The sequence below is a fragment of the Flavobacterium bizetiae genome (genome assembly GCF_902804475.1).
GTDB classification, from domain to species: Bacteria; Bacteroidota; Bacteroidia; order Flavobacteriales; family Flavobacteriaceae; genus Flavobacterium; species Flavobacterium bizetiae.
Window position 1 is genome coordinate 1 of the sequence record NZ_CADCSU010000190.1, and the last position, 17,057, is coordinate 17,057.

The following is a 17,057-nucleotide window of genomic DNA, read 5'->3' on the forward strand; positions in this document are numbered from 1 at the left end:
CATATAAGTAATGTAAGAGATATAAGTAAAATGTAATGGAAAAAAAATTAAATGAACTTATATCACTTATATGGTTTAAAAAAGTTAGCAACGAGTTTGAATAATGTAACTTTTGTAATTTCTTTTGTAACAAAAAATGAGTTTGCGAACGATATTATTGAGTATTTTAGCGTATTCAAAAAACAAATAAAAAACTATGAAAAGATTATATATGCTGCTTTTTTCAGCGTTAGCTTTTACAACTTCACAAGCTCAGAATAAATTTAATTTGCTGGTAGGGACTTACACGAATACTTGCGATAGTAAAGGAATTTATGTTTACGAATTTGATGCAGCTTCAGGTGATTTCAAATTAAAAAATTCTACTGAAAAAGTGGTGAGTCCGAGTTATGTATCGGTTTCAGCAAATAATAAATTTGTCTATGCAGTAAACGAAAACGGAACACAAAGTGCTGTAACAGCATTATCGTATGATGCGCCAACAGGTAAACTTAAAGTATTGAATACAAATTCTTCTTTAGGCGCAGATCCTTGTCATTTGATTAATGACGATAAAAATGTGATCGTAGCGAATTATTCCGGAGGAAGTATCGCAGTATTTAAGAAAAATGCTGACGGAAGTATCACCGAAGGTCAACAATTGATTCAGCATGAAGGAAAAGGACCAAATGCCGCACGTCAGGAAAAGGCGCATGTGCATCAGGTTGTTTTTTCTCCGGACAAAAAGTTTGTTTTGTCGAATGATTTGGGACAGGACAAAGTTTTTATTTATAAATACAATGCAGGTGCAAGCCACGAAATGCTTACTTTAAAAGGAAGCGTTGATGTAAAAAAAGGAAGTGGCCCGAGACATTTAACTTTTAGTAAAGACGGTAAATTTGTGTATTTAGTTCAGGAATTAGATGCAACGCTTACTACTTTTAGTTACGATAAATCAGGAAGTTTAAAACTGCTTGCTGAAACGAGTATTTTACCAAAAGGATTTACCGGAGGAACTGGTGCTGCGGCAATTAAAATTTCACCTGATGGAAAGTTTTTATATGTAACAGATCGCGTTGATGCTAATAATATTTCGGTTTATCAAATTCAGAAAGACGGAAAAATTAAATTTGTTGAGCAACAAAGTACTTTAGGAAAAGGTCCAAGAGATTTCACTATTGACCCAACAGGAAATTACCTTTTAGTTGGTCATCAATATACTAATGACATCATTATTTTTAAAAGAGATAAAATCACTGGAAAACTAACTAATACAGGAAAGAAAATCGAGTTGTGTTCGCCTGTGGGATTGGTTTTTACCAAGATTTAGTTTTCAGTCTCAGTCTCAGTTTTCAGTTTCCTAAAAGTGCTGAAAACTGAAACTGAAAACTGCGACAAAAAAAATCCAAATTCTAAGTTCAACAACTTGGAATTTGGATTTTTTTTATTGGAATTTTAGAGATTACTTGTTCTTGTCTTTTCTCTTCTTATCTCTCGTTTTCAACATATTTCTGTTGACAGATCCGTGGGTTTTCTTTTTAGTTTTAGAAGGTCCTCCAAGGTTTACTTTTTTATTCTTTTTATCTTTTTCATGAAAAGCACCATCACCCGTTAGTTTTTGTTTTTTCATTAAAAACTTAATCGGTTGTTTGTCTTTTTCAGGTTCAATTAGTTTTGATGAGATTTCAACTTCTTCAGGAAACTCAGCAATTGCCAATTCCTGATTCATTAATACTTCCACTTCTACTTTAAATTCTTCTTCACGAGGAGTGATAAAGCTAATAGCGGTTCCTGTAGCATCTGCACGACCTGTACGACCAATTCTGTGCATGTATAATTCAGGAAATTCCGGAAGTTCAAAGTTAATTACGTGAGAGATATTCGAAATATCAAGTCCTCTCGCCATAATATCTGTCGTGATCAATCCGCGTAGATTTCCTTCCTGGAATTCAGCCATGGTACTCAAACGGTAATTTTGAGATTTATTTGAGTGAATTACACCAAACTGACCTTCGAAATCTTCTTCGATTCGGGTATGAAGCATATCCGAGATCTTTTTATTATTCACAAAAACCAAAACACGTTCCATGCTTTCGTTTGTTTCTAATAAATGTTTCAGCAAATTTACTTTTGTGTTGAAGTTAGGCACATTATAAGTAACCTGAGTAATATTTTCAAGCGGAGTTCCTGAAGCAGCAAGTGTTACTTCTTCCGGAAAATCAAAAAAGTCATTCAAAACAGCATCTACTTCATCTGTCATGGTTGCAGAGAAAAGAATGTTTTGACGTTTGGTTTTCATCATCGCCAAAAGCGCTGTTAATTGCGTACGGAAACCAAGGTTAAGCATTTCATCAAACTCATCAATTACCAGTTTTTGAGTTTCATCAAAACGAATAACCGCATCCAGCGCTAAATCCATTGTACGACCGGGAGTTCCAACTAAAATGTCGACACCTTCGTAAACGGCTTTTTTTTGTGTATTGATATTTACCCCACCAAAAATACCAAGTGTTTTAACCGACATGTATTTGGTTAATTTCTCGACTTCCTCTACAACCTGAACAACTAATTCACGAGTTGGAACCAGAATTACAATTTTAGGCGTATTGGTTGGTGTAAATTTGTATAATTTTAAAAGAGGCAATAAGTAGGCAAATGTTTTACCGGTACCGGTTTGTGCAATTCCCATCATATCCCGGCCAGACATAATCACGGCAAAAGATTTTTCCTGAATAGGAGTAGGCGTAACAAAGCCTAATTCGTCGATTGCTTTTTGTACTGATTTTGGAAGATTGAATTTTTCGAAAGTGCTCATTTGCATTAAATTTTGTGCAAATATAGCTATAAATAGCTGAAAATTGGTATTTCTTAGAAATTACGATAGTTTGGGGCATTCGTATTTCTCAAAAAACGACTTTGAATTGCTATAAAAATCGTTTTATTCGCAATAAAAGCTCATTTGGATTAAAGGGTTTTGCAATAAAATCATCAACGCCTAACTCAAAAGCTTCTTCGACCGTATTTTCTTCCTCACCAAGTGCCGAAAGCGCAACGACGCGAATATCTTTAAAGTTTTGTTTGATATAGCTAATGATTTCTAATCCTGATTTAAGCGGTATAATAATGTTAGTAATCACTAAGTCAGGCATAATGGTCGGAATTCTTACTACGGCATTAATACCGTCTTTGGCTATACTTATTTTATAGCCTTCTCTTTTCAGAATAAATTTTAGAATTTCGATTGTCATGTCATCATGATCAATAATCATAATTTTTTTGTCACTCGTGTTCATGTTTAATTTTTCATTTTTTGTATAATTCTATTTCGTCCAGCATCACCATTGGTTTTTTGTTTTTTCTTTTCCTCCAGTTGGGTACAGCTGTTTGGTTTTCTACAATGACTTTAATCTTGGCAAAACTACTAAAGCTTTGATCTTCAAATTCCCATGATTTTGTTGTAATTTCAAAGTCTTCTGTTAAATTGTCACAAATTTTTTCTTGCAGAAGCTGCCACTTTTGATCTTTAAAACCATAAACCTTTATTTTTTTAGGTAAAAAGATCCAATGTCTCTGATCGTTAAGGAAATTTATTTTTAAGATATTAAAATCCAGTTTTTTAGTTTCGATTTCAATTTCAGGATTATTTTCATACCATCCAATCCAGTTGATGTTGAAATCCTTATACCCTCTGTTTCCGTCCACTAAACCATAACTTCCTTTGCCTTTAAACTCATCAGAAGGTGGAGTAATAAAGCTTACTTTTAAATCTTCTCCTAAATGTGTTACAGTATTTTTGCAGATTTCCAGCCATTCTTTATAATAATTATCAGGAGAAAGTCCACCTTCGCTGAGTTCGTAAATACCAAATTGATTGCAGGCTTTGGTGAATTTTAAAACTCTTTCTGTCAAGCCTTCTCTTACTATTTTTTCTCCTTTAGAATTTACGATAAACATTCCGTGTTGGTTTTTTCCGTAAAATTTTGCCTGTTCAAAATAAACATATTCTAAAGCCAGTCGTAATTTTTGAATTCGGGAACTCAAAACCGAATCATTTTCAACGGCACCTGAAGCTTGTTCTAATAATTGATCGTATTGGTCCATCGCTTCCGGTGTTAGAAATGTATTTCTCGCATCGACCGGACTGGAATAAATATCTAAATAGGTATTGCTTTTTTTCTGATTGGTTTCGAGAAGATTTAAATATCTGCCCACAAAAGGAGCTGCTTTTCCGTAAAAACCTCTTAAAAAATCGGCAGTTGTAGCTTCGACATCAATATCCGTATTCCACATTAATTTTGCCAAAAGATATTGGCGTAACTCTGAGAAATCTCCCGCAATATCTGAATATCCCTGAACAAATAATCCTTTTACCTTATTCTTTTTAAAGAGTTTGTAATTGCCCTGAAAAGACTCAAAATTTGGAAAAGGTGACATATAATTCGAAAACTGAACGGTGTAATCCCATAGAAATAAATGAGGTGAAGTAACGCTCCAGTTTTCTAACGTTTTTACAAACGACGGAGCATTTTCTGATGTGATTGCTTTTCCGCGATTCAATTCTATCGGGCAAAAAATAGTATAGATATTAGACTCTATTTTCAAATTAACCGGAGGTTTAAAAGTATGAAGATAGGCGAGAGTTGTAATTTTTGTTTTTGGAAAATGGGCTGCAATTTTATTCAAAAAATAATAAAAGGAGCCTTGTGGTCCGTCGTGTTTTTTATTTAAAGCTTTGCACTGCGTACATTCGCAATACACCACATCATCATTTTGACTTACTGAATAAAATTGAGCATTAGGCTTTTCGGCTATAATCTGAGCCATTTTTTTCTCTACCAATTCTACAACCGTATCATTGCTCATACATAAAGACTCTGCATTTCGTTCGCCTTCGTACAAAGCAAAAAGTTTAGGATTGGTTTTAAAATATTCTTTAGCCGGAACCAAAACGCTAAAAGAATGTCCCCAAATACCAAAATCATCAACCTGCCAATCGAGTTTATGCCAGTCCCTAAAATCTTCATCGTAACAATCAGGATAAAAAAGTGCCCGATAATCAAATGATGGCTCATGTATTTTTTGAGTGTTTTTTGCAAAAGTAAGTTGCGTTACCTTTGGGATATAGGTTTCTGAAGCAGTAAATTTTCTAAACTCCCAGATTTCTAATAAAGTAAAAACGGCATAACGAAGATATTTTTGATTTGGCGCAATTAAGTAAATCGATTTTGAATCGCTTTTGATCTTAAATTCGTTAGGCTTGAGTTTTTCAGTTACTGATATTGATAGTATTATTTGTGATGCATTGCTTTCTTGTTGGCTTTCGGCTGTAATTTCAAAAGGTTTTGCGAATGCTTTATCCAAATAGTACTTTAATACTCTTGCTGCTTGCTGAGCATTTTCAGAAGTGGGAACAATTTTATTTGCATCGGTTATAATAATTTCAGATTGGGCCATTATATTTAAGCTAAATAAGAAAAAAAAGAAAAGTTGAAAGTAGAGGAATTGCTTTTTTCTCATGAGATTTAAAATTTGTATTGTAATAAAAAAGCAAAATCAAGTTCGGTTTGAAATTTGTTTTTTGTGTATTCCTGTTCATTATCAGTTATTAAGAACCCTACGATGTAATGATTGCTTATTAGTTTATTGAATCCAATACTTAATCGATAAGAGCTTAAAGACTTTCGTCTGTCATATTCTGCAGCTGTGGTTCGATCATCAGGCGAAGTTCCGTATCCTGCTATTACCGTAATATAATCGTATTTTGTTTTATAATAATAACGACCCGTTAAAGTAAAAGAAGGACTATCTTCTTGAATATAAGATCGTAGATTAACCCAATACGATCCAAAATATTTTCCGAGGCCAACGTTTAGCGTTTTTAGATTGCTGTTGTCTTGCATGGCGATATAACGAACGCCTAAATCAGCTTCCCAGCCTTTGTTGAAATTATGAAAATAAGAATATCCCAAGCGCCATTCCGGAAAAGCACTGTCTTTGCTGTAAGCAACATCAATATAAGAATAGTTATTTTTTTTGGCAAAAAGATACGATTCGGCCTCAAACTGAAGTCCGCTGGCTTGTACTAAATCTGAAGAAAGTCGTTTGGCATAACTCACTCTCCCGATCAAACTTCCCCAAGTGCGTTGATGCATATAATCGGCACTGACCAAATGCCACGGACCAACTCCTTCGCGATCAATTGTGGTAATGTTGTAATAGGCACCCACACGATCGATATTTGTTTTGGAGTATAAAGCAAAAAGATGCTGTTCTATGTCCGGATCGTTAGGGAATTTTTTTCGGATTGATTTTAAATATTTAGCCTCATTTTGAGTGTCATTTTGCAAGGAATAAAGAGCAATTCGTTTCAGTCTAAAGGTTTTGTTATCAGGATATAATTCGATGGCTTTATAGGTTAACTCTAAAGCTTCGGTGTAATTTTTATCTTCTAAATCTAAATTAATAAGATAAATAAAAGCGTCTTCGTATTTGGGGTTTTTATCAATTACATAATTATAATAAAACCGGGCGCTGTCTTTTACTTTGAGTAAATCATAATTTCTACCCAATGCCAAATGAAAATCGATATAATCGGACGCTATTTTTTTGCCTAATAATCCTCTCTGAATATTAAGTTTGTAATTAGGTCGCGCACTTTTCATGTCTTTAGTTATGACCGTTAAAAGACTATCTGTGTCTATTTTTTGCGCGTTACTATTTTGGTTAGAAAACAAAAACAAGCAAATCAATACAATTGTATGTAAAGTTGTGTTCTTCATCATCAATTATTTTTTAGTTGGGGTTGTGTAGCCTTTTCGAACCATGACACCCCAATTTTGTTCTTTTTTTCGAAAGAAGAGCCAATATCCTTTTAGTGATGCATAAACCGTGATCGGATGATATACAAAAGGTTCCAGCGCCGCCATACCAATAAGAATTAGTAACTCTTTGTAATTGGCATAACTTTTATATAAAATCTCATCAATTAAGATGGATATTATCGTGATCGAGAGATAAAACAAGTAGACTAAAAGACTTATAATCAGTAAATATTGGTAATCGATCATACCAAAAACGAAACTTGCAATTAAAGTGATTACACCTATAAATTCAATAATTGGAACTAAAAATTCAAAACTAAAAAAGTAAGGTAATACCAAAAAACCGGTTCGGCCATATTTTGGATTCAGAAACATTTCTTTGTGCAAATACAATGTTTGTACCAATCCTCGTGCCCAGCGTATGCGTTGTCTTAAAAACACCTCTTTTGTACTCGGAACTTCTGTCCAGCAAAGTGATTCCGGAATGTATTTTATTAAAAAAGGCTCTTTATTATCGTGCAAATATCTTCTCATTCTCGTCACCAATTCCATGTCTTCTCCTAATGATTTGTGCCAATATCCTCCGGCTTTTATTACGATGTCTTTGTCAAACATTCCAAGACCGCCTGAAACAAGCAATAATCCGTTAATTTGACTCCACGCCATTCTTCCAAACAAAAAAGAACGTACGTATTCTAATTCCTGAAAACGCGGATACCATTCTTTAGGATAATGCACTTTAAATAAAAAACCTTCTTTGATCTCGCAGGAATTCGAAATCCTGATTCCGGCGCCGCATGCTATTACACGGGTTTCATTTTCCATGAAAGGTTTTGCCAGTTTTAAAATAGTATCTCTTTTTAAAATGCAATCAACATCTGTACATAAAAACAGCGGATATTGAGACGAATTGATTCCTGCGTTTGAGGCATCGGCTTTGCTTTTTCCGTTGACTTTATCAACAATCAATAGCTTTGAATAAACGGGATTTGTCGATTTATAGTGTCCACGAACAGGTTGTGTTATGATTTTTTCCTGATAGTAAAAATCAATTTTAACCAGATCGAATTCGGCAATTAGTTTTTCAAGCGTATCATCTGTGCTTCCGTCATTAACAATAATGATTTCATATTTTGGGTATGTTAATGAAAGCAAGGATTTTACGTTGTAGACAATGTTTACACCTTCGTTGAAAGCCGGAGCGACGATCGAAACACCCAAAATATGATTCGAGCGAAGCAGCACTTCTTCGTCTAAATATTTCTGATATTTTAAATGTTTTATGATGGCCCAATAGGATAGTATTGAAAGGAATATGTAAAATAAAATATAGGCAATAGAAAACCAGGCTATAAAAAGATCATAACCACGAATAAGATGTGATAGAAAATCATGAATCATAACTGGCGTTTTCTAATGTGATTGATCATTTTTTGTGTGTCTGCATCTTTTGTACCTAATACATTAAGTCCTGCAGGATCTATGTTATTTAAACAACAAACCATTTGAAGTTTGAGGTCTTTGATTTCTTCTTTTTTAATTTGATGGGTTAAAAAATCTATTGTTTTTTCTGAGCCTATTGCTGACAGCGCTTCGAGAATTTCGAGTTGAATTTCTAATGTTTCGGTTTCTAATAATGATAGTAATTCAGTTTCGGCTTCAAAGAGATAAAGGTCGCGAATGGCAATAATAGCGTCTATGCGCAATTCTTTTTCTTCGTGATGTAAAAGCTTAATTATTTCTGCTGATTTGTTCCTGTAGTTGTAAAAGACCATCGTCATGACGGCCAGTTTTAGAATGGTTGGATTGTCTGATTGTATCCAAACATCGATATCGGGCGGAATTGGTATTTTTTCTGAATGTAAAACATCCATCACTTTTATGGTTGTAATAATGGAGACTTTTACCGGTAGTTTATTTACGGCCTGCCAATCGCCTTTTGATAAAACTAAATAAGCAATATTAGCATTCGACCGAATGATTTTGTCCGGATGAAACAGGTATTTTTTTAGGAGCGAAATTCCGGGTTTGTATTTTAATGCCTGAAAATGATAAATACCTTCACGTTTTTTATATTTTCTAAAATCCCGAATTAAACTTGCAGAATAATGATTAAGATCGAGTTGTTTGTAAATAAGAAGAATGTTCTTTGCCGTCTTACCTTTTAAGTTGCTTTTCATCCTGATCATGTCCTCGATGAGCATGTTTTTGCACCAGGTTTTATGTATCGGAATTTCTGATTTGAACTTCGCTATTTTATATTTTAAAGTATTTTTATCCGGTTTTGATAAGGTAATCTCTGTCAGGAAAATTTCAGATTTTCGTATTATAAGGTGCCTGTAAGGTAGTGTGTACTGATAATGAATTCTTTTTAGTATTAAAGCCAGCGCCAGAGATAAACTTGTAAATACAAATAAAGGAATGGCGTAATGTTTTATATAACCTATAAAATGTTCCATATAACATAGCTTTATGTAGTAATATTACGAAAAAAAACGCAATAAAGCTAATGAATGGGGGAGTTGTTGGGGTTTGAATTCTTTGAAAATTCTATTGTGAAGTAAGTTAGCAGATAGTTTGAAACCCCAATTAATTTATTAATTGGGGATCTAAAAAAAAAACTAAATATCTGCTTGACAATTGCCACCCTTTTTGCAAGTATGTCTACTTACATTATGTCTGGCAGAATCTTCGTTCGCATAATAGCCATAAGTTTTTCCGCATTTTTCACATTTTCCTTTAACAGTTGCCATAATTTTTAAAATTTAATTTATACCTACTTCTGTTTTAAGTCGCTTTTCAGCATGTTCCGACTTTTTTTAGACTATAATTCAGAATTTATTGGAATATGGGTAAATACACCTTTTGTAATGTTAATAAAAGGCATACTAACATAATCAGATCTTAATTTATTGAAAGAGAACTCTCCACTCATTGTTTTTCCATCAAAGTAGGTTATTTTCAACTGTCCTGTAGCTACTCCGTCTTCAAAATCAAATCTTTTATTTAAGAAAAGAACATAAGCAGAAAAGTTCTTATTGTTGCTGTCAAAAACCTGATTAGTTTGAATATTTTGACCCAAATCAAAACTAATAACTTCAATATAGTCGTGTTTATTCGTTCCTTCAATAAAACCATAAATCGAATAACTAAAAGTGCCATTAAAGTTTTCTTTTTTATCCCAGGAAAGAGTGTGTATGGCTTCACCAAATGCTTCGCCAACACTTTCTCTATAATCAATATCATTGATTTTTAATGTCATTCTAGGTGTTGTATCGTTGTCTGAGTTATTGTCCTCCTTATCGTCACTGCTACAGTTCGTAAATAAAACCAGTGCTAGAACTACAAGGCAAATACGTTTAAAATTTTCCATTTAGGGTTTTGTTTTGATTAATAAAATTCAAAAATATTGTAATTGAAAAATCGAAAAAACGAGAATTAGTTATCGTATCTAATTCTTTATTTATCGTTAAATGAAATAAAAAAACTATTCTTTTATGAATAGTTTTTTAGGTTGAATGAATCAATTATTAGCTTTTATTTTTAGGATCAAAGTGTATGTTTTATTTTAAAACTTCGATTTTAATTCTATAATTACCGCTAACAGGCACATCGGTATTTTTATTGATGAAAGTACAAGTAAAGTTTCCTTCGATGATGTAGAATTTAGATTGTGAATCTTCAGATACAAAATCAACTTTAGTTATTTTGTGTGTACTTTGACTGTTTGGTTTTAGATTTAAATAAGTATTCGTCTTTTTGTCTTCGTATACAATGCTTAAGTCATTGTTTAGATTGCAAAAATCACTATCGATTCCGTCTGTTGAAAATGTCCAGACACTATTTGTATCTGTTATTCTTGTCGTAAGTATGTTATTTTTTTGTGCATTTGCATAATCATCAAGATTTTCAAAATGAGCAAGACTAACTTCGACATATAAGGCTGAATTTTCTACCTCACCAACATACTGTAAAAATAAATCACCAGTATTGCTACAATTATCCTGACTACCAAAACCGGTTGCATATAATCCTTCACTATTGAAAGTTGTACCGGATATATTTATTTTTAAAAATAAATCTTCATTTGAATTTGAATCATTTTCGTCAGAGCTGCTACAACTGCCAAATAGAATTAGGATTAAGGAACATACAGAAATTTTTACAAGTAATTTTAAATTATTCATCATATTGCTTTTAGTATTAATATGAATCAAAAATAATTTAACGGAATGTTGAATTTTGGGACACTTAGTTCCCGTATACATTTACTGATTAATCGTAATTAATTAAAGAATTTGAAGTTTGAGAATTACCGTGGTACCCTCATTTTGGCTGGAAGAAATAACAATTGGATTAGAATTATCTGATTGAAATAAAGCAATACGTTCTTTTGCTAAATCTATTCCTTTTGAAGTATGAAGTTTGTTTGCGTTTCCTGATTGAACTCCTTTTCCGTTATCGATAATCTCACAAAAAAGATAATTATCTTGTTGTCTAAAAGAAATAGTTAGTTTAGGGGTTAAAGATCGGGAATCAAAGGCATGAACAAATACATTTTCAACAAAGGGCTGAATAAGCATTGGAGGGATTTCAGTTTCAAATAAATCTAAATTTTCATCGATAATTAGCTCAAATGCAACCTGGTTTTTAAATCGCATATTTTCTAATGTTATGTAAGATTGCAAATATTCTATTTCATCAGATAATGCAATTCTTTGAGCGGATGAATTATTAAGAGTCTGACGGATTATTTTCGAAAATTCGCCCATATACATTAACGCATCATCTGTATTATTATCAATAATATAGTTCTGAATAGAATTCATAGCATTAAAAATAAAATGAGGATTCATCTGACTTTGAAGAGCTTCCATTTTGGTTTCGGCAAAACGTTTTTGAATTTCTGCTTTATTACGTTCTTGATTTTTTACCGCACGGATACGATTGATATAAATGAAATAAACACAAATGCAAATTAGTAAACAACTTCCTCCCAGGAACCACCATGTTTTCCAAAAAGGTGGTGTTATTTGAATTTTAAATATATCATTTAAAGATATTTCGCCCGAAAATAAATCCTTCGTTTCTAATCTTATTATATAATTACCGTTTGGTAAATAAGTTAAATTAATAGTCTTGTCTTTTGTCCATTTGCTCCAATTAGAATTGGATAATCCTATAACCTGATAACGGTATTTTAGTTTATTGGGATATTGGGCATTTTGGGGTTCAAAATTTATCGATATTGTATTTTTGTTATAAGGGAGTACTATCTGATCAGAATTGTAACTCAGCCATTTAAAGTGATTTTGATTGATGGTTTCAAAATTGACATCTATTCCTGTAATTTTTATTTTTCTCGAAGTGTGTTTTGAAACAATATAATCTTTAAAATCAAATTCAAAATAGCCGTTTTGTGTTCCGATCGTTAAAATAGTTCCTAAAATATTTGACGAAGTAAAAGTCTTAGCTGTTAATCCCTGTTCTTCATCAATCAATCGAACAGTACCATTTTTATATATGTTTAATCCTTTTTCTGTTCCTATAAATAAATAATCCTGATAACATTCTATAAACGAAATCGAATTGCCATTTAATAGTTTTCGGTCAATTTTATGGATGATTTTAAAACCTTTTAAAACATCAATAATAAAAATATCTCCAAATGAATTGGCAACTACAAGCTCTTTTTTGTCATTGATCTTGATTTGTACGATTTCATTTTCTTTCCAAATATTATTGAAGTAGTAAGAATAAAATTTACCGTTTTCGTATCTATACAGTCCATTAGTTGATGAAGCTACATAGTATTTGCCTGCTAATGGTAAAATAGCAAAAGCATCTTTTGGATTGTTTACATTATTAGATTCATAGCGCTTAAAAGCATAATTGGTTCTAAAGTTTTCAACTTCACAAAATTTGCCATAAGCGACCTGAAAGATTATTTTATTATGATCTGTAAAATCAAAAGCACTGGTTGAGTAGGGATAATATTCCTTGATTATTCCGTCAGTGTTTATCCCAAACAATCCTATAGTTGAATTTACCCAAATAATCGAATTAATGATTTTAAGGCCTCTTAATTCAAACGCCTCTAATCTGGTTTTTGAAAAAGAAACAAAATATTCGTATTGTGATAATTTAGGATTTGTTCTGAAACTAAATCGGGCAAAATCGTAAAACTTTTGATTAGATATTTCAGTAGTGATTTTGTTTTTTTTCAGAAAAAGTAATCCTGCTTTGTTTAAAATTAAGTTTTGATCTTTAAAGTTTGCAAGAGAAACAATATCTAATTTTGATTTTTTATGAAAAGAAGCTGGGTAATATTTTATTTCTTGTTTTAAATCGATTTTAAACAATCCTTTATTTATTGTCCCTACATACAGATTGTCTGTTTTAGAATCATAATATAGACTCCAAACTTCAAAACTTTCAATTCCGAAAGCATCATTAAGATTAATTATTTTATTGTTGATTACTTTATAAATACCGCCTGTTGCAAAGTTAATTCCGTTGCCTGCAATATAGGTTATACCTCGTTTATCTGTAGCAAAATTCCAAAAGACACTACTCCCAAAATGCAGATTAGCATCTTTATTTGATAAATAATCTTTTATACTAATCTTGCTTATCGCATTATTGATATGATCACTATGACAAATATAAAGACTATCACTTTTTTTATGGATTGAAAAAATATCTTGCTCTTTATGATTGATCAATTTGATACTTTTTTTTGCCAAATCTACTCGCCAAAAGCCATCATTAAAAGTGCCAAAATATATCTGAGAATCTATCTCAACAAAATCCATGACCTGAAAGAGGTTCCTCGATCCGATAATTTTGTGGCTAAAAATAATTTTATGGGTTTTAATATCGAGAACTGAAATCCCGAATTCAGTCCCTATGTAGAGAAGGTTTTTGTAGATAAATAACCTTCTGATTTTATCATTAATCAATCCCTTTTTTTGATTTATGATTTCGAAATTTTTACCATTATAAAAACTCAAACCTCCACCGTGACTTCCAAACCACATATTATGATTGCCATCTTCTGCAATAGCCCAACAACTATTATGCGCTAGACCGTCTGAAGTGGAGTAATTTTTTACTCCACCGTTTTGGATGGCTGATAATCCATTTGCAGTTCCGACCCAAAGAATACCGCGAGTGTCTTTGTAGATAGAATAAATGCTATTATTAGGCAGTCCATCAATTGTAGAAAAATTCTTTGATGGAAATTGTTGCGAAAAAGTGGTCTCAACAATAAAAAACAGAATAAATAATAGATTACTTTTTTTGAATGATAGCATTTATAAATTCTTCTTTTTTTCTAACAGAGACAGGTAAAGTTTCTCCATTGCTAAGTTCAACAAGGAGTTCATTTGTTTTATTAAATCGGGTAACGTAATTAAGGTTTACTAAATATGATTTATGGATTCTTTGAAAAATAGAAGCAGGAAGCAACTCTTCGACATATTTTAAGGTTTTAGATAAAACAATATTTTTACCGTCTAAACAAATAACTTTGCAGTAATTACTATCCGCTTCACAATATAAGATAGAATTGGTTTTTAGTAACTCAAATCCGTTTTCTGTTGGTAATGCAATCCTGTTGTAAGCTGAGCTTCCTGTATCAATATTTTCTAAAAGTAATCGTAGTTTTTCTTCCTGAGATGCTTTGTTTTGTTTTTGATCGTATTTTTTAATGGTCTCCAATAAATCGATATAATTAATTGGTTTTAATAAATAATCCAAAGCGCTGCATTTTATAGCATCGATGGCAAATTCTGAATACGCGGTGGTAAAAATGACTTCGAATTTTATTTTATTCAACTCTTTAAAAAGCTGAAAACCATTTTTATTAGGCATCTGAACATCGAGAAATACTAATTCGGGATTGTATTTTTCGATGGCCGTAATTGCTTCATCAACGCTTTCACATTTCTCGAGAATGAGAAATTTATCAGGAAAATAACGGGTTAAAAGTTTTTCCAGAAACTCTCTCGCGTTGTATTCATCGTCTACAATAATGGTTTTAATCATTCGATAAATGTAGAAATATTTTAGTTAATTCAGAAGGATGAATTAGTAAACGTATTGAAATCGATGGTAACCGTAAAGTAACACAATTCTATATTTTTCTTTGATAGCTTGTGCGTTTAAAATCCTTCAAAAACGCCCAATCCAAATAAAGCAAAATCATATTTTACGGGATCGAGAGGATCCATTTTTCTGAGTTTAAGATCTAATTCGTTCAGGGCTTTTCCGTCGTTTTGTTTTCGGGTAAGAATGCCTAATTTTCGGGCAACATTTCCTGAATGTACATCTAGCGGACAGGATAATAAAGCGGGCGAAATGGTTTTCCAAATACCTAAATCGACTCCTTTTGTATCTTGTCGAACCATCCAGCGCAGGTACATGTTGATTCTTTTTGCTGCGGAATTGTTTAACGGATCTGAAATGTGTTTTTGCGTTCGGGGCAAATGATCGATTTCGAAGAATATTTTCTTGAATTCGTGTATGCTTTTTTGCAAACTGTCTTTTTCCTGATGTTTTGCAAAAACAGCTTCCAGTCCGCCATGATTTTTATAAATGTGCTGTAATCCTTTTATAAATCCTGAAAAATCTTTTCCGTTGAAGGTTCGGTGAACGAAATCTTCAAGTCGGATTAAATCGTCGTCAGTATGTGACATGACAAAATCATAGGGTGTATTGCCCATTAAATCCATCATTTGATGGGAGTTTTTGATAATCATTTTACGATTTCCCCAGGCAATTGTTGCGCTTAGGAAACCGGCGATTTCGATGTCTTCTTTTTGAGAAAATAAATGCGGAATTTGTACAGGATCACTGTCTATGAAATCCTGATTGTTATATTGAATGACTTTTTCGTCGAGAAATTCTTTGAGTTCTAATTTATTCATTGCCTGAAAGTTTTTTGGCGTAAAATCCGTCCTTTAAATCGTTTGTTCGCATTTGCGGAACAGTATTGAAATATTTCTTGAAATATTCAATTTGATCTTTATTTACGCAAGGTAAAGCACCATCTCCATTTCCCCAAAAGAAATCGTTGTTTATAGGTGAGTTGTAATTAAGATTTCCGAGTTTCACCGTAATAAAGTTAGTATTGTTTTTTGTGTTTGTATGCGGAAAGACAATATTGCTAATCGAGAAATTACTAGATTTTTGCATAAAAGTATTATTAGAAAAACCATTAAAGTTTACGGAGATAAATAATACAATAATCACAGGTACTTGTGACAGCGCTAATAATGAGTTAATTATTTTCTTATTCTGAATCAAACAAGCAAAACAAAAAAGAGAAAAGAATAGTATAAAATTCATGAAAAAACGATATTGTGGTGATGTCATAAAAAGTAAAACCAATTGCAAAACCATAACTATATAAAGTATCCAGAGACTTTTTTTATTTTGAAATTTATAGATAAAGAATGGAACCAAAATGATCAGAAAAATAATTAACGAATTGAAAAGACCATGAAGTTTTGGAAGCGTTAACCATTTTAAAAATAAATGAAAAGACGACATTGAATTATATTGCTGAGCAGTAACAGCATAACCATAATGTTTGATTGAATCATAGTAAAAATTTTCAATAGCATCCGGGATGGCGTAAACCATCGATAAATTATTAAAACTTTTAGACGGAAAGATCGGTGACCCACAAATAATCATGTTTTTTATAATAAAAAGGGAAATGACTAAAGTGGTCAGTAATATGGGTATTAATAATTTTTTTGAAAAAATTTTAAAATGTAAAGTCAATAAAATAATAGGAATTATCCCAAAAGTTAGCATAGTATTTTTGATGTAAACCAAAAAAAGAACTAAAATTACAATCAGATAAAATACTTCGGGTGTTGGTTTTTTAAAATTTTCTAAAAAGTAGAAGAACAGTATAATCGAAAAAATATAAACCGGAACATCAGGAGAAGGAGCGCTTATAAATTGAAAAAGAAAAATATTGAACAAAGGAAGCAATCCAACGACAAGATAATTTCTATTATTGGTTGTATAAAAATCATTTAATTTTTGAATTGAAAAAAATGTTCCCAGTAAAAGACAGTAACCGCTTAGGTCATTAAAATTTTTATACAGGAAAGAAAAATTAAAAACACTTTGCGTCACGTGCCAGCCACTAGTTTGTCCTAGAAACAAGTGTAAATTAGCAAGTCCTTTTATAAAACCATACTCATTAATCCATTTTATAGTTTGAATATAATAGGATTC

The 17,057-nt window shown here is 32.1% G+C and carries 13 protein-coding genes; 1 reads left to right on the forward strand and 12 read right to left on the reverse strand.

What is annotated here, in order from left to right; translation table 11 throughout:
- Window positions 1–196: 196 nt before the first annotated feature.
- Window positions 197–1,309 (forward strand): lactonase family protein, encoded by a 1,113-nt coding sequence (locus FLACOL7796_RS23230; RefSeq protein WP_173973152.1) that lies wholly within the window; start codon window positions 197–199, stop codon window positions 1,307–1,309.
- Between the two features lie 132 nt (window positions 1,310–1,441).
- Here the strand turns inward: FLACOL7796_RS23230 and FLACOL7796_RS23235 are convergent, their stop codons facing one another.
- The 12 genes from FLACOL7796_RS23235 to FLACOL7796_RS23290 all read right to left on the reverse strand — a co-directional run.
- Window positions 1,442–2,794, reverse strand: a complete 1,353-nt coding sequence (locus tag FLACOL7796_RS23235; RefSeq protein WP_173973153.1) for a DEAD/DEAH box helicase — start codon at window positions 2,792–2,794, stop codon at window positions 1,442–1,444.
- 109 nt (window positions 2,795–2,903) lie between these two features.
- Window positions 2,904–3,272: a response regulator transcription factor gene (locus FLACOL7796_RS23240; RefSeq protein ID WP_173973154.1), complete on the reverse strand. Its 369-nt coding sequence runs from the start codon at window positions 3,270–3,272 to the stop codon at window positions 2,904–2,906.
- A 10-nt stretch (window positions 3,273–3,282) separates the two neighbouring features.
- Entirely contained in the window at window positions 3,283–5,433 is a 2,151-nt protein-coding gene (locus FLACOL7796_RS23245) for a DUF4838 domain-containing protein (RefSeq protein WP_232067438.1), read from the reverse strand.
- Between the two features lie 68 nt (window positions 5,434–5,501).
- Entirely contained in the window at window positions 5,502–6,761 is a 1,260-nt protein-coding gene (locus FLACOL7796_RS23250; protein ID WP_173973155.1) for a YaiO family outer membrane beta-barrel protein, read from the reverse strand.
- 3 nt (window positions 6,762–6,764) lie between these two features.
- Entirely contained in the window at window positions 6,765–8,201 is a 1,437-nt protein-coding gene (locus FLACOL7796_RS23255; RefSeq protein WP_173973156.1) for a glycosyltransferase family 2 protein, read from the reverse strand.
- Window positions 8,198–9,259: a HEAT repeat domain-containing protein gene (locus tag FLACOL7796_RS23260; RefSeq protein ID WP_173973157.1), complete on the reverse strand. Its 1,062-nt coding sequence runs from the start codon at window positions 9,257–9,259 to the stop codon at window positions 8,198–8,200. Before FLACOL7796_RS23260 ends, FLACOL7796_RS23255 begins: the two co-directional genes overlap by 4 nt.
- 365 nt (window positions 9,260–9,624) lie before the next feature.
- A complete protein-coding gene (locus FLACOL7796_RS23265) occupies window positions 9,625–10,173 on the reverse strand; it encodes a DUF6252 family protein (RefSeq protein WP_173973158.1) in 549 nt (182 codons plus the stop codon).
- A 190-nt stretch (window positions 10,174–10,363) separates the two neighbouring features.
- Entirely contained in the window at window positions 10,364–10,987 is a 624-nt protein-coding gene (locus tag FLACOL7796_RS23270; RefSeq protein ID WP_173973159.1) for a hypothetical protein, read from the reverse strand.
- Window positions 10,988–11,089: 102 nt separating this feature from the next.
- Window positions 11,090–14,116, reverse strand: a complete 3,027-nt coding sequence (locus tag FLACOL7796_RS23275) for a sensor histidine kinase (protein WP_173973160.1) — start codon at window positions 14,114–14,116, stop codon at window positions 11,090–11,092.
- Window positions 14,094–14,849, reverse strand: a complete 756-nt coding sequence (locus tag FLACOL7796_RS23280; protein WP_173973161.1) for a LytR/AlgR family response regulator transcription factor — start codon at window positions 14,847–14,849, stop codon at window positions 14,094–14,096. The genes FLACOL7796_RS23275 and FLACOL7796_RS23280 overlap by 23 nt, the downstream gene beginning before the upstream one ends.
- A 116-nt stretch (window positions 14,850–14,965) precedes the next feature.
- Window positions 14,966–15,730 (reverse strand): TIGR02757 family protein, encoded by a 765-nt coding sequence (locus FLACOL7796_RS23285; protein ID WP_173973162.1) that lies wholly within the window; start codon window positions 15,728–15,730, stop codon window positions 14,966–14,968.
- On the reverse strand, window positions 15,723–17,057 hold a 1,335-nt coding region (locus FLACOL7796_RS23290), incomplete at its 5' end, for an LIC_10190 family membrane protein (protein WP_173973163.1). The genes FLACOL7796_RS23285 and FLACOL7796_RS23290, both read right to left, overlap by 8 nt.

Bases quoted from the DNA above. Each gene is read 5' to 3' on its own strand.
- FLACOL7796_RS23240 (WP_173973154.1), bottom strand. From the start codon at position 3,272: ATGAACACGAGTGACAAAAAAATTATGATTATTGATCATGATGACATG.
- FLACOL7796_RS23230 (WP_173973152.1), top strand. From the start codon at position 197: ATGAAAAGATTATATATGCTGCTTTTTTCAGCGTTAGCTTTTACAACT.
- FLACOL7796_RS23270 (WP_173973159.1), bottom strand. From the start codon at position 10,987: ATGAATAATTTAAAATTACTTGTAAAAATTTCTGTATGTTCCTTAATC.
- FLACOL7796_RS23285 (WP_173973162.1), bottom strand. From the start codon at position 15,730: ATGAATAAATTAGAACTCAAAGAATTTCTCGACGAAAAAGTCATTCAA.
- FLACOL7796_RS23265 (WP_173973158.1), bottom strand. From the start codon at position 10,173: ATGGAAAATTTTAAACGTATTTGCCTTGTAGTTCTAGCACTGGTTTTA.
- FLACOL7796_RS23245 (WP_232067438.1), bottom strand. From the start codon at position 5,433: ATGGCCCAATCTGAAATTATTATAACCGATGCAAATAAAATTGTTCCC.
- FLACOL7796_RS23235 (WP_173973153.1), bottom strand. From the start codon at position 2,794: ATGAGCACTTTCGAAAAATTCAATCTTCCAAAATCAGTACAAAAAGCA.
- FLACOL7796_RS23275 (WP_173973160.1), bottom strand. From the start codon at position 14,116: ATGCTATCATTCAAAAAAAGTAATCTATTATTTATTCTGTTTTTTATT.
- FLACOL7796_RS23280 (WP_173973161.1), bottom strand. From the start codon at position 14,849: ATGATTAAAACCATTATTGTAGACGATGAATACAACGCGAGAGAGTTT.
- FLACOL7796_RS23255 (WP_173973156.1), bottom strand. From the start codon at position 8,201: ATGATTCATGATTTTCTATCACATCTTATTCGTGGTTATGATCTTTTT.
- FLACOL7796_RS23260 (WP_173973157.1), bottom strand. From the start codon at position 9,259: ATGGAACATTTTATAGGTTATATAAAACATTACGCCATTCCTTTATTT.
- FLACOL7796_RS23250 (WP_173973155.1), bottom strand. From the start codon at position 6,761: ATGATGAAGAACACAACTTTACATACAATTGTATTGATTTGCTTGTTT.